Origin of the sequence: Hymenobacter duratus (genome assembly GCF_014698995.1) — a bacterium.
Taxonomy (GTDB): domain Bacteria; phylum Bacteroidota; class Bacteroidia; order Cytophagales; family Hymenobacteraceae; genus Hymenobacter; species Hymenobacter duratus.
Genome location: NZ_JACWZZ010000002.1, coordinates 786,941 through 799,913 on the forward strand (window position 1 = coordinate 786,941; position 12,973 = coordinate 799,913).

At 62.8% G+C, this 12,973-nt stretch carries 8 protein-coding genes; 7 read left to right on the top strand and 1 reads right to left on the bottom strand.

The window, feature by feature from the left end; genetic code table 11:
• Positions 1 to 2 precede the first annotated feature (2 nt).
• The 3 genes from IC231_RS11275 (at position 3) to IC231_RS11285 (ending at position 5,027) form a co-directional block, all read left to right on the top strand.
• Positions 3 to 3,086 carry an efflux RND transporter permease subunit gene (locus IC231_RS11275; protein WP_190784604.1) on the top strand — a complete coding sequence of 1,028 codons (3,084 nt, stop codon included), beginning with the start codon at positions 3 to 5 and terminating at the stop codon, positions 3,084 to 3,086.
• A 132-nt stretch (positions 3,087 to 3,218) separates the two neighbouring features.
• A complete protein-coding gene (locus tag IC231_RS11280; RefSeq protein ID WP_190784605.1) occupies positions 3,219 to 4,652 on the top strand; it encodes a TolC family protein in 1,434 nt (477 codons plus the stop codon).
• Positions 4,653 to 4,841: 189 nt separating this feature from the next.
• Complete coding sequence (locus tag IC231_RS11285; protein WP_190784606.1) at positions 4,842 to 5,027, top strand: hypothetical protein; 186 nt, start codon at positions 4,842 to 4,844, stop codon at positions 5,025 to 5,027.
• Between the two features lie 98 nt (positions 5,028 to 5,125).
• Here the strand turns inward: IC231_RS11285 and IC231_RS11290 are convergent, their stop codons facing one another.
• Complete coding sequence (locus IC231_RS11290) at positions 5,126 to 6,394, bottom strand: zinc dependent phospholipase C family protein (protein WP_190784607.1); 1,269 nt, start codon at positions 6,392 to 6,394, stop codon at positions 5,126 to 5,128.
• Between the two features lie 212 nt (positions 6,395 to 6,606).
• On the opposite strand from IC231_RS11290, the gene IC231_RS11295 reads away from it, so the two are divergent.
• From IC231_RS11295 to IC231_RS11310, 4 genes are all read left to right on the top strand, one after another.
• Positions 6,607 to 7,020 carry a hypothetical protein gene (locus IC231_RS11295; RefSeq protein WP_190784608.1) on the top strand — a complete coding sequence of 138 codons (414 nt, stop codon included), beginning with the start codon at positions 6,607 to 6,609 and terminating at the stop codon, positions 7,018 to 7,020.
• A 283-nt stretch (positions 7,021 to 7,303) separates the two neighbouring features.
• Entirely contained in the window at positions 7,304 to 10,423 is a 3,120-nt protein-coding gene (locus tag IC231_RS11300) for an efflux RND transporter permease subunit (RefSeq protein WP_190784609.1), read from the top strand.
• A gap of 81 nt (positions 10,424 to 10,504) precedes the next feature.
• On the top strand, positions 10,505 to 11,743 hold the full coding sequence (locus tag IC231_RS20340; RefSeq protein WP_190784610.1) for a TolC family protein: 1,239 nt from the start codon (positions 10,505 to 10,507) through the stop codon (positions 11,741 to 11,743).
• Between the two features lie 21 nt (positions 11,744 to 11,764).
• Positions 11,765 to 12,931 carry an efflux RND transporter periplasmic adaptor subunit gene (locus IC231_RS11310; RefSeq protein ID WP_190784611.1) on the top strand — a complete coding sequence of 389 codons (1,167 nt, stop codon included), beginning with the start codon at positions 11,765 to 11,767 and terminating at the stop codon, positions 12,929 to 12,931.
• Positions 12,932 to 12,973 lie beyond the last annotated feature (42 nt).

Below are 12,973 nucleotides of genomic sequence, written 5' to 3' on the forward strand. Positions count from 1 at the left end.
CTATGAGCTTATCCTCCACCAGTATCAACCGCCCGGTCCTCGCCATCGTGATGAGCCTCGTCATCGTGATTTTCGGCGTGATTGGGTTTCGTTACCTCAGCATCAGGGAATACCCGAGCGTAGACCCGCCCATCATCACGGTGTCGGCGAGCTACACCGGGGCCTCGGCCGACGTGATGCAGGGCCAGGTAACTGAGCCGCTCGAAGAAGCCCTGAACGGTATTGCCGGCATTAAGAACCTGACCTCGAACTCGCGCGACGGCCGCACCCAGATTACGGTAGAGTTTGACCTCGACGCCGACCTGGAAACCGCGGCCAACGACGTGCGCGACAAAGTTTCGGGTGCGCAGGGCCGCTTGCCGCGCGACATCGACCCGCCCATCGTGAGCAAGGCCAATGCCGACTCCCAGCCAATTGTTATGACTTACCTCAGCAGTTCGCAGCGTAATCTGCTCGAGCTGACTGATTACGCCAACAACACCCTCAAAGAGCGAATTCAAACCATTCCGGGCGTGTCGGAAGTGCGGGTATACGGTGAGCGGAAATACTCCATGCGCCTGTGGCTCGACCCCGTGAAGCTGTCGGCGCTGGGCGTGGCTCCCGTGGAGGTGCAAAGCGCCCTGACCCGCGAAAACGTGGAGCTGCCCAGCGGGGCAGTGCAGGGCCAGAACACCCAGCTTACACTGCGCACCATGGGCCGCCTGTCCACGGTCGAAGACTTCAATAACCTCATTATCCGCAAGGACGCCAATTCGCTGGTGCGCCTCTCCGACATTGGCTACGCCGAGCTGTATCCCGAAAACGACCAAACCATCTTTAAGGTAAATGGTGTGCCGATGGTAGGCCTGGCCGTCATTCCGCAGCCGGGCTCCAACCAGATTGATATTGCCAACGAGTTCAACAAACGCCTGGAGCAGTACGGCAAGGACTTGCCCAAAGACTTGGTGCTGAAGCCGGGCTTCGACAACTCGGTGTTTATCCGCAAGTCCATCAACGAAGTAGAGCACACCATCATCGAAGCCTTCGTGCTGGTGGTGGTTATCATCTTCCTGTTCCTGCGCGACTGGCGTTCCACACTGATTCCGGTAGTAGCCATTCCGGTGTCGCTGGTGGGTATTTTCTTCGTGATGTACCTGCTGGACTTCTCCATCAACGTGCTGACACTGCTGGCCATCGTGCTGGCCATTGGCCTGGTAGTGGACGACGCCATTGTGGTACTGGAAAACATCTACTCGCGCATTGAGGAAGGCGAAGACCCCAAGACGGCTTCTATTAAAGGCTCCGAAGAAATCCTGATGGCCGTTATCAGTACCACGGTGGTACTGGCGGCGGTGTTCCTGCCGGTGGTATTCCTGACCGGTATTACCGGGCGTCTGTTCCGCGAGTTTGGCATTGTGGTGGCCGGTTCGGTGCTGATTTCGGCCTTCGTTTCGCTCACGCTTACGCCCATGATGTGCAGTGTGCTGCTCAAGCGGGAGGAAAAACACAACTGGTTTTACCGCAAAACCGAGCCCTTTTTCGAAAGTATGATTGGCAGCTACCAAAGCAGCCTCAAAACCTTCCTGAACAACCGCTGGCTGGCCTGGGTGGTTGTGCTGGGCACCGGCGTCGGCATCTGGTTTTTCATGAAAACCCTGCCGTCGGAGCTGGCGCCGGTGGAAGACCGTAGCCGCATCAACATCAACGCCACCGGCCCTGAAGGCGCTTCGTTCGAGTTCATGGATGCCTACATGGTCCAGCTTACGAAGATGGCCATGGACTCGACCAGCGACAACCTGAGCAGCGTGTTTACCGTGACGTCGCCGGGTTTCGGGGGCGGCTCCAACTCGGGTATTGCCCGCGTGCTGCTGGTAGAGGCCGACCAGCGGCAACGCAACCAGGACGACATAGCCAAAGGCCTCACGGCCGGCGTCAAGAACCTGACGGCGGCCCGTACATCAGTGTCGCAGGACCAGAGCATCGGGGGCGGCGGGGGCGGCGGCCTGCCGGTGCAGTTTGTGGTGCAGACCCAGGATTTCGAAAAGCTGCGGGCAGCCGTACCGAAGTTTCTCGACGCCGCCCGCCAGGACCCTACGTTCCAGTTCGTGGACGTCAACCTCAAATTCAACAAGCCCGAGCTGCGCATCAACATCGACCGGGAGAAGGCCCAGAGCCTGGGCGTAAGCGTGCAAAGCATCAGCCAGACGCTGCAGGCAGGTTTGAGCGGCCAGCGCTACGGCTACTTCATCCGGGGCAGCAAGCAGTACCAGATTATCGGGCAGGTGGCCCGCGAAGACCGCAACCAGCCGCTGGACGTGCGCCTGCTCTCGGTGAAAAATGCCGACGGCCAGCTCGTGCAGCTCGACAACGTGATTCGCCTCACGGAGAGCAGCACACCACCCCAGCTCTACCGCTTCAACCGCTATAACTCGGCTACTTTCTCGGCGTCCCTTTCGCCCGGCAAAACCCTCGGCGACGGCATTGCGGCGATGCAGGCCATTGCCGATAAGCAGCTCGACGATACATTCTCCACGGAGCTCTCCGGCGCTTCCCGCGACTTCCAGGAAAGCTCCTCGTCGCTGGTATTTGCCTTCGGGCTGGCCCTGGTGCTGATTTATCTGGTGCTGGCCGCGCAGTTCGAGAGCTTCCGCGACCCGGTCATCATCATGGTGACGGTGCCGCTGGCCCTGAGCGGCGCCCTGCTAAGCCTGTGGTATTTCAACCAGACCCTGAACCTGTTCTCGCAGATTGGCATCATCATGCTCATCGGGCTGGTGACCAAGAACGGTATCCTGATTGTGGAATTTGCCAACCAGCAGGTGGAAAACGGCAAAGACTACATGACCGGCCTGATTGAAGGCGCCACGGCCCGCTTCCGCCCGATCCTGATGACGTCTTTGTGCGCCATTCTGGGTATTCTGCCCATTGCCATTGCCACCGGCGCCGGGGCCCTCAGCCGCCGTGCCATGGGCATTGGGGTAGTGGGCGGACTGTTTTTTGCCACGGGCCTCACGCTCTACGTAGTGCCCGTGATGTACTCGTATTTCGCCACCGCGAAGAAGCACAGCCAGAAGCAGGAGAAGAAAGCCAAGGCCGTAACCGCCTAGCATTAAGCCAGTGCGTGGTGCCAGGTAAAGCCGGGCATTACGCACTGGCTTAATGCTAGGCTCGTAACCAGACGTCAGCATGCGGGATTCCCCGGCTCCGCTCCGCATGACGCCCCAATTCAACCTTTCCGAATGCAATTTTTCGCTCGCCTTTTACCTTTCCGCCTGACCGCGCTGCTGCTTTTTCCGCTGCTTGGGCAGGCGCAGCAGCCCGTGCTGCCCTCCCGGCAGCCAGCCACGCAGCCGCAGTCGAAACCGCAGACGGAAAAGCCGGAAACCGTGCGCGACGCGCCTCCCTTGACGCTGGCCGAAGCCATCCGGCTGGGCCTGGAAAACAACTACGATATCCGGGTGGCCCAACAGGACGAGCGGATTGCGGAAAACAACGTGACCCGCGGCAACGCCGGCCAGCTGCCCGTGGTGAACGGCAACTTCACCCGCACTTTCAACCGCAACAACGTGCGCCAGGAGTCGTCGTCGCGGCCTGAGGCCAGCACGGCCAACGGCGCGCAGTCGAACCTGTTCAATGCCAATGTGGCCGCCACCTGGACGGTGTTCGACGGCCTGGGCATGTTCATCGCCTACGACCGGCTGCGGGCCCTGGAACAGCAACAGCGCCAGGTTACGCGGGCCACGCTGGAAGAAACCGTGGCCGGCATCACCGACGCGTACTACGTGGTGGTGCGCGAGTCGGGCAAGATTCGCTCGATTGAGGAAGCGCTGAAGATCGGGCAGGCCCGCATCGACCTGACCCAGGCCCGCGTAGACGTGGGCGTGAGTGCCAAGGTGGAGGTGCTGACGGCCCGCGTCGATTACAACGCCGACCGCTCCATCCTGATTCAGCAGCAGGAAGCACTGCAGACGGCCAAAATCAACCTCAACAACCTGCTGGGCCGCACGCCGCGCCTCGATTTCCGCCCCGCCGATTCCATTGTAGTAGCCACCGACCTGAGCCGCGAGGCCGTGACGCAGGCCATCCAGCAGAACAATCCGCGCCTGCAGCAGGCCCGCCTCAGCACCGAGGTAGCCACCTACGACCGAAAGCTGGTGCGCGCGTCGCGTTTTCCCCAGATCGGGCTCACGAGCGGCTACGGTTACAACCGTAACATCAACGGCGCGGCCTTTTTCGGCAGCCAGCTCGTCACGAACACGGGCCGCACCTACGGCCTCAATTATGGTGTGGTGGCCTCCATTCCCATCTTCGATGGCTTCAACCGCAACCGGCTGGAGCAGAATGCGCGCATTACCGAAGAGCAGACCCGGTTGCAGCTCGGCCAGACCCAGCTGAGCCTGGAGGCCGAAGCCGAGCAGGCCTACGCCCAGTACCAGAACCGCCTGCAGCTGCTGCAGCTGGAGGAAGCCAACATTCTGCTGGCCCGCGAAAATGTGGCCATCACGCTGGAGCGCTACCGCCTGGGCCTGCTCACGCCCCTGGCCCTGCGCGAAGCCCAGCGCACCCAGCTCGACGCCGAAGTGCGCCTGCTCGATATCCGCTACCAAGCCAAGCAGGCCGAAATTGTGCTGCGCCGCCTCAGCAGCGGCCTGGTGCAGCAGAGCGGGCAGTAACCCCGTGCTTGCTAGTGACTAGTAAAACGTGCTTCGTCGGGTAGAAAGCAGGGTTGGTGGCAGAGGCACCGGGGCTCACCGAAAAGGCCGGCGGCGCGGCAGAGGCGGTGGCTACATTTGTGCACTTCCTCGCCGAAACGCCACGCTGGCGGCCCGGCCGGAAGCTCGCTTTCTACGCACCTATTGCACATGTTCTCTGCTATCTGCCGCCTGTTTTTAGTTCTTGTATTGGTAGCCGCCGGTACGCTGGTTTCGTTCGAGGCCGCCGCCGCGCCGTTCCTGCGCCTTTCTATCCTACGTAGCACGCCCAAGCACAAAATCGGTAAGCTGCACCGGCCGGTTTACCGCTCTTACCAGGCATACCGCCACTACTAGGCCCAAGCAGCCAGAACTCAGAACCAACAGCAAGAGGAGCTTACCCGGCTACAATCGGGCAAGCTCCTCTTCTCGTTTGCGGGCTGTAGCAGCCTGCTCTATTTCACGTCCAGCGCCTGTAGCTGGGCCAGGGCTTCCAGGGTTTTGGCGCGCGTCTTGTCCTCGGCTTCGTCTTCTTCCTTCGGGGTTTGGGGAGCCGGCCCAAAGAAGGCCAGAATGTTCCGGCGGACCGGAGCCGTCAGGCCTTCAAACTTGTTGTCGGCGAGCTTGCGCAGCCACTCGCCATAGGCTTTGTCCGTCAGCGCATACTCGCCTACTTTAGTTGGGCGGCCGGTATCAAAATCGGTGTTGGGCAGCAGCTGCCTCGATACCACGGCCGTGTCGGTAGGCTCGGCCTCCACTTTGCGGCAGTATTCGCGCATCACGTCCCGGAAGCTCTTCTTGAACAGCTCCTGCGCCTCGGGCGTAGGCAGCTTGAAGGCAAACGGCTTCAGCGGCCCGATTTTGGGCAACACCCGCACCAAGTACGACAGCAGCCGGGCTCCGGTGCCGGGTTTCTGGTAGTCGGTGCCGTACTGCTTGCGGTAGGCCCGCTCGCTCTGGTCATACACGTACTCGCGGCGGCGGGCCTGGGGGCTCAGCTTGCGGATATCCTTTTTCTGCGACTGCCAGGCGGCGCGGCTGGCTATCGGGATGAGGCTGCGTACGGCAAACCGGAACGAGCTTACCGACAGATCCACGTTGAAAATCACCTGGCCCAGCTCCAGCCCGTACGTTTTCTTAAACGCGCGCTCCAGCACCGGCTTGCTCACCTGAAACCCGATGTAGCGCTGGTAGTCGGCGGTGCGGTAGCGGCCGGCGGCCAGCTGCACCACATCGAAGGCAAACTCCAGCTGCGTGTGCTGAATAGGCGCTTCTTCGTAGGTGATTTCCGTGCCAAACTTCTGCTTCAGGTCCGGATATACCGACGGCATGGCGCGGTTGGTACCCTCCGGATGCCCGATGACATCGGCCGTGTAGTGCGCCAGTGCGCCCAGCGCAAACGCGTATTCGTTGCGGCCGTGGGCTTCGTCGAGCATGTTGCGCACAAAGTCGCCGCTGCGCACATAGTGCGTCATGTTGGTAAACAGCACCGAGCCGAAGGGGTAGAAGCCCATGTCCTGCACGATGGAGCCCCCGTAGGCGTAGCTTTTGGCCTCAAGGAGCTGCTCCTCGGTGGCGCCGGGGTAGCGTTTCTGCAGCATGGGCATGAGGCAGCGCGTCCAGGTAGAGTCGATGTTGGCCTGGTGGGTGAGCACCGAGTAGCCGGACGCGGAAGTGGGAGCCAGCACCAGCAGCGCCAGACTCCAGAGTAACCATTTGAACATACGAAGCAGCAGGTAACGGCAGACCCCGCGGGGGCCGGGCAGAGTAGCCCGGCTCCGCAGAGCGTTGCATGTACGCGGTACTACCGGGGAGGTTGTACGGCGGAGCTCCGGCAGAAGCCCGGACGGCCGTTTCTGGTTTAGAAGGCTTCCAAATTTCCGGGAACCTGCTCTTTTTAAAACAACAACTGCCCGGCTATCTTATCTTTGGCACGATGAAATCCGCGCTGGCTTTTCTTCTGGGTTTGCTCATGCTCACCAGCAGCCTGATTCCGCAGAACGATCTGGCGGAGCTGGGCAAGCTGCCGCAGCTGCTGCAGCACTACCGCTTCCATCATTCGGAAGCCGGTGGGCGCCTTTCGCTGCGCCAGTTTCTGGCCCTGCACTACGGGGCCGGCACCGCGCACTACCAGCACCCGCACTCTGCCCGCCACGACCAGGACCACCACAACCTGCCGCTGCGCTGCCACCACGACTGCGTGCTGGCGGCCTTCGTGCTGCCCACGGCGCGGCTGCTGGTGCTGGCCGGGCAACGCATGAGCTGGCCTGCCGCCGTGTACAAGGCCGCGGCACGCCCGCTGTACACGTTTTGTTTCAGCACCTCGCTGCTGCAGCCTCCCCGAGCGTAATCCGGTGGCTCCGGCGGGCGTAGTCTGCCCGCACCGCCCACTTTTTCCCGCTTTCCATCCGGTGTCTTCCGCCACGCCCGCCCTGCCGGGCACTGGCTGGGCTGCGCGCTGTCTGCGGCCGGTTCCGGTGGTTAGCGGCACGCGAAGTGTTGCCCGATTGGCTTCCTCCCTCCTTAGCGCTTTGTAGCCCGGTCAGGCGCGCTCTTTTTCATCCGGCTGTGCCGGTTCGGCCGCTGCGCAGCCGGATGTGGTCCCTGTACCGGCTCACCTGAACTCCGTTTCTATGCTTTCCCGAATCATTGCATTCAGCATCCATAACAAGCTGCTGGTAGCGCTGCTGCTGGCCGGTTTGGTGGCCTGGGGCGGCTACTCGGCCGCGCACCTGCCGCTCGATGCCGTGCCCGATGTCACCAACAACCAGGTGCAGGTTATCACCCAGAGTCCGGCGCTGGCGGCGCAAGAAGTCGAGCAGCTGCTCACAGTGCCGCTGGAGCTGGCCCTGCGCACCGTGCCCGGCGTCCTCGAAATCCGGTCTACCTCGCGCTTCGGGCTTTCGGTTATCACGGTGGTTTTCGACGACGACATCGACACCTACCGCACCCGGCAGCTGGTAGCCGAAAAGCTCAAAACCGCCGAAACCAGCCTCGGCGCCGGCCTGGGCGTACCCGAAATGGCGCCCATCACCACTGGCCTCGGCGAGATTTACCAATATACGCTGCACCTGAAACCGGGCTTCGAGCGGAAATACTCGCTGAGCGAGCTGCGCGAGATTCAGGACTGGCTGGTGAAGCGCCAGCTTTCCGGCGTGCCCGGCGTGGTGGAAGTCAGCAGCTTCGGCGGCTTTGTGCGCCAGTACGAAGTGAGCGTGGACCCGGACCGCCTCAACGCGGCCGGCGTGACCATGCCCGAGCTGTTTGCGGCCCTGCAGGACAACAATGCCAACACCGGCGGCTCGTACCTGGAGCGCGGCCCTAACGCCTATTTTATCCGGGGTGAAGGCCGCGTAACGTCCCTGGCCGACATCGGCAACATCGTCATCAAGCAGGCCGCCACCGACGCGCCGCTGCTGGTGCGCGACGTGGCCGACGTGCGGTTTGGGCACGCCGTGCGCTACGGCGCCATGACCCGCAACGGCCAGGGCGAAACCGTGGGCGGCATCGTGCTGATGCTGAAAGGGGCTAGCTCGGAGCAGACCATCAAAGGCGTGAAGGCGCGGGTGGCCGACATCCAGAAAAGCCTGCCGCCGGGCGTGGAAGTGCTGCCGTTTCTGGACCGCACCAAGCTCATCGACAAAGCCATTCATACCGTCAGCAAAAACCTGCTGGAAGGCGGCCTGATTGTGGTGGCGGTGCTGCTGCTCCTGCTCGGCAACCTGCGCGCCGGGCTGGTAGTGGCCGCCATGATTCCGCTATGCATGTTATTTGCGCTGGGCATGATGCGCACGTTTGGCGTGTCGGCTAACCTGATGAGCCTGGGTGCGCTGGACTTCGGACTGATTGTGGACGGGGCCGTAATTATCGTGGAAGCCATGATTTTCCACCTCGTGCATTTCCGGCAGCAGTCGGAGCTCGAAACTATGGACCAGGTAGCCGAAGCCGCCGCCACCCGCATGATGCGCTCGGCGTTGTTCGGGCAGTTCATCATCCTAGTGGTGTACTTGCCGATTCTGGCCCTCACCGGCATCGAGGGCAAGATGTTCCGGCCGATGGCCCTGACGGTGAGCTTCGCCATTATCGGGGCCATGCTGCTGTGCCTGACGTACGTGCCGGCCGTAGCGGCCTGGGCATTGCGCAAAGACATCAAGGAAGAAGGCACACTCGCCGACCGGATTATGCGGTTTCTGCACCGCGGCTACGCCCCCATTATTGCGGGCGCACTCCGGGCCCGGGCTGTGGTAGTGGTGCTGGCCGTGACCCTGCTGGCCGTGGCCGGGCTGGTGTTTGCGCGCATGGGCGGCGAGTTTATTCCGCAGCTCGATGAAGGTGACTTTGCGGTGTACGTGGGCATTTCGCCCGGCAGCTCCCTGGCCCAGAGCATTGCTGCCACGGCCAAAGTGCAGCAGATTCTGCTCAGCCAGTTTCCGGAAGTAGAGCAGGTGGTGGGCAAAATCGGGACTTCCGAAATTCCCACAGACCCGATGTCGCTGGAAGATTCCGACCAGATTGTGGTGCTCAAGGACCACAGCGAATGGACTTCGGCCAGCTCGCGGGAAGAAATGGCCAACAAGATGAGCGCCGCGCTGGCCGGCGTACCAGGCGTGACGGTGGAGTTTCAGCAGCCCATTCAGATGCGTTTCAACGAGCTGATTTCGGGCGTGAAGTCGGATGTATCCATCAAGATATACGGCGACGACCTGGATGTGCTCTACGAAAAAGCCAACCAGGCCGCCGCCCTCATCCGCCCCCTGGCAGGCGTCGGCGACCTGAAAGTGGAGCAAATGGTGGGCCTGCCCCAGATGCGCGTGACCTACGACCGGGCCAAGCTGGCCCAGTATGGCCTGCGCGTGCACGACCTGAACACGCTGCTGCGCACCAGCTTTGCGGGCGAAGTGGCCGGGCAGGTCTACGAAGGCGAGCGGCGCTACGACCTGGTGGTGCGCCTCGACTCCAGCCGCCGCCAGGGCCTTTCTGACCTCCGCCAGCTGTACGTGGATACGCCCAACGGCCAGAAGGTGCCGCTGGAAGAAGTAGCCACGGTAGCCTTCCGCAACGCGCCCATGCAGATTTCGCGCGACGATGCCCGTCGCCGCATCAACATCGGGGTGAACGTGCGCAACCGCGACGTGGAAAGTCTCGTGGCCGACATCCGGCAGCAACTGGATGCCAAGTTGAAGCTGCCGCCGGGCTACACGGTGCAGTATGGCGGCCAGTTCGAGAACCTGCAGCAGGCCAAAGCGCGCCTGTCGGTGGCGGTGCCGGTGGCGCTGCTCCTGATTTTCGTGCTGCTGTACCTTTCCTTCCACTCCGTGAAGCAGGCGGCCCTCATTTTCACCGGCATTCCGCTGGCCGCCATTGGGGGGGTGCTGGCCCTGGCGCTACGGGGCATGCCGTTCAGCATTTCGGCGGGCGTGGGGTTCATTGCGCTGTTCGGAGTGGCGGTACTCAATGGCATTGTGCTGGTGGCGAGCCTCAACGAGCTGGCCGCTGCCGGCGTGGATGCAGTGCGGGAACGGGCTTTGCGGGCTACTTCCGAGCGGTTCCGGCCGGTGCTGCTCACGGCCACGGTGGCGGCGCTGGGCTTTTTGCCCATGGCACTGTCGGGCGCGGCCGGGGCCGAGGTGCAGAAGCCGCTGGCCACCGTGGTTATCGGCGGCCTGATTTCGGCCACGCTGCTCACGCTGGTCGTGCTGCCCGTGCTCTACACCTTTTTCACGAAAGACGGTGAGCCCAGCCCCACGGAATAGTTGCGCAACGCCTCATCGTAGTGGCGTTGCTTTTCACCGGCTGGCTGCCGTGCCAGCCCTTGCCCTTCTCTGATCCGATATATGATACAGCGCCTGTTTCTTCTTTTCTGGTTGCTTGCAGCCGGAGCCGCCCACGCGCAGAATACGCTGCGTACGGTGGCTCCTCCCGCCGCTTCAGCGCCGCCGCTCACGCTTCCGCAGGCCCTCCAGACCGGCCTCGGGCAAAGCCTTTTCCTGCAGAGTGCTACGCTGGATGTGGAGCGCCAGCGGGCCCTCGGCCGCACCGGCTACGATCTGCCCCGTACGGTGGTAGATTACCAGTACGGCCAGATTTCGGGCTCCCTGGCCGACCAGAGCCTGAACGTGGTGCAGCAGACGGCCTTTCCCACGCTCTATGGTGCCCAGCGCAAGCTGCTGGAAAGCCAGACCACCACGGCCGAGCAGCGCGTACGGCTGCAGCGCCGTGAGCTGACGCGTGCCATCCGGACCAGCTATTTCGAGTTGCTGCTGCTGCACCAGCGCGCCGCCCTGCTGCGCCGCCAAGACAGCCTCTACCGCCGCGCTGCCCGCGCCGCCGAGGTGCGCTACCGTACCGGCGAAACCAACCGCCTGGAGCAGGTGTCCGCGGCGGCCCGGTCGCAGGAATTGCGCAACCGTCTGCTCACGGTACTCACCGAAGCGCGGGTACGGGAGCAGCAGCTGGGGCTGCTGCTGGGCACGCCGGGTCCGGTCCGGGTGGATACGACCAGCAGCCCGCTGGCCGCGCTCCTGCCAGCCGACACGGCCGGAATTTCGCCGGATACGAACCCGACGTTAGGCCTGCTGCGGCAGGAAGTAGCCGTGAGCGAGCAGCAGACACGAGTAGAGCAGTTGCGCCGCCTGCCCGATCTGCGGGTGGGCTATTTCAACCAGACCATCAACAAGGAGCGTGGCTTTCAGGTAGCGCAGGGCGGCTTGGCACTGCCGCTGCTGGGTGGCGCGCAGCGGGGCCGGATTCAGGCGGCGAAAGTGGCGGAGCAGGCCGCTACCGCCCAGCTTAGCTACGCCAGCCTGCAACTCAGCAGCCAGCTCAGCGGCTTGCGTCAGCAGCTGGCCCGTGCCCGCGCTTCCCTCGACTATTACCAGCAGACGGCGCTGCCGCAGGCCCGGCTCATCCTCGACGCGGCCAACAAGAGCTTCCGGGCCGGCGACATCGACTACGTGGAGTTTGTGGTGAATACCCAGCCTGCCTGGGACCTGCAGACCGCCTACCTCGACCAGATAACCCAGTACAACATGCTGGCCATTGCGTTGCAGGCACTGGCGGGCACTGATAACTAGCGTATGTTTTCTCTCCGAAAAATGACTTTTCTCCGCCTTTTCCTTCCCGGCCTGCTACTGCTGACCGCCTGCCAGTCGAAACCCGAAGCCCCGGCCGAAACGGCTGCGGCCCCGGCTACCCCGGCCCGGCCCGATGAAATCAGCCTTTCGCCGGAACAGGCGCGGGCGGCCGGCATCAGCATAGGCGGCTTTGCGTGGCGCAACATGACCACCGCCGTGCAGGCCAACGGTACCATTGATGTACCACCTCAGAACCGGGTGGACATCAGCGCCGTGCTGGGCGGCTACGTACAGACCGTGCAGATACTGCCGGGCCAGCGGGTGCCCAAAGGCGCTACCGTGGCCATCCTGCGCCACCCCGACTACCTGAAGCTGCAGCAGGACTACCTGCAGAGCCGGGCCCGCGTGGCGTTTCTGCGGCAGGAGCTGGACCGCCAGCAAACCCTCGACGCCGAAGATGTGGGCGCGAAGCGCAAGCTGCAGCAGGCCCAGGCCGACTATGCCACCGAGCAGGCGGCTCAACGCTCGTTGGCGGCGCAGGTTCAGATGCTGGGCCTATCAGTGGCGCGGCTCAATTCGGGCTACATCTCCCCTACCGTAGCCCTGAAAACCCCGCTCGGCGGCTACGTAACGGCCGTCAACATGAATCCAGGACAGTACGTGAATCCGCAGGACGTGCTGGTGGAAATTCTAGACCGCTCCGACCTGCATCTGGAGCTGAAGGTGTTTGAGCGGGATATTGCCCGCGTAAAAGTGGGCCAGCGCATTCTGTTCACGATTCCGAACCGCCAGACCGGCGAGGAAATGGTTGCGCGCGTATTTCTGGTAGGCCGGGCATTCAGCCCGGAGGCGCGCACCGTGAGCGTGCATGCTCATCTGGAGCCCAACCGCGAAGACCTGATACCCGGCCAGTACGTGCGCGGCAGCATCCAGACGGAAGGCTCCCGCCAGCGCACCCTCCCCGAAGACGCCATCATTCAGGCCGGTGACATCAGCTACGTTTTTGCCCAGACCAGTGCTACCGGCCAGCCAGCCTTCCACCGCTATAAGGTGAAAACCGGCCCCTCCGAAGACGGCACCGTAGCCATCACGCTCCTGGAACCAGTGCCCGATACGCTGCGCATGGTGCAGCACGGCGCTTATTTTCTGCAGGCCGAGCTTACCAAAGGCTCCGGCGAGGGAGAATAGCGCCGGCGTACACGGCCACATAAAGAAGGCGGTGAGACTAAG

Bases quoted from the DNA above. Each gene is read 5' to 3' on its own strand.
- IC231_RS11275 (WP_190784604.1), top strand. From the start codon at position 3: ATGAGCTTATCCTCCACCAGTATCAACCGCCCGGTCCTCGCCATCGTG.
- IC231_RS11295 (WP_190784608.1), top strand. From the start codon at position 6,607: ATGAAATCCGCGCTGGCTTTTCTTCTGGGTTTGCTCATGCTCACCAGC.
- IC231_RS11280 (WP_190784605.1), top strand. From the start codon at position 3,219: ATGCAATTTTTCGCTCGCCTTTTACCTTTCCGCCTGACCGCGCTGCTG.
- IC231_RS11290 (WP_190784607.1), bottom strand. From the start codon at position 6,394: ATGTTCAAATGGTTACTCTGGAGTCTGGCGCTGCTGGTGCTGGCTCCC.
- IC231_RS11310 (WP_190784611.1), top strand. From the start codon at position 11,765: ATGACTTTTCTCCGCCTTTTCCTTCCCGGCCTGCTACTGCTGACCGCC.
- IC231_RS20340 (WP_190784610.1), top strand. From the start codon at position 10,505: ATGATACAGCGCCTGTTTCTTCTTTTCTGGTTGCTTGCAGCCGGAGCC.
- IC231_RS11285 (WP_190784606.1), top strand. From the start codon at position 4,842: ATGTTCTCTGCTATCTGCCGCCTGTTTTTAGTTCTTGTATTGGTAGCC.
- IC231_RS11300 (WP_190784609.1), top strand. From the start codon at position 7,304: ATGCTTTCCCGAATCATTGCATTCAGCATCCATAACAAGCTGCTGGTA.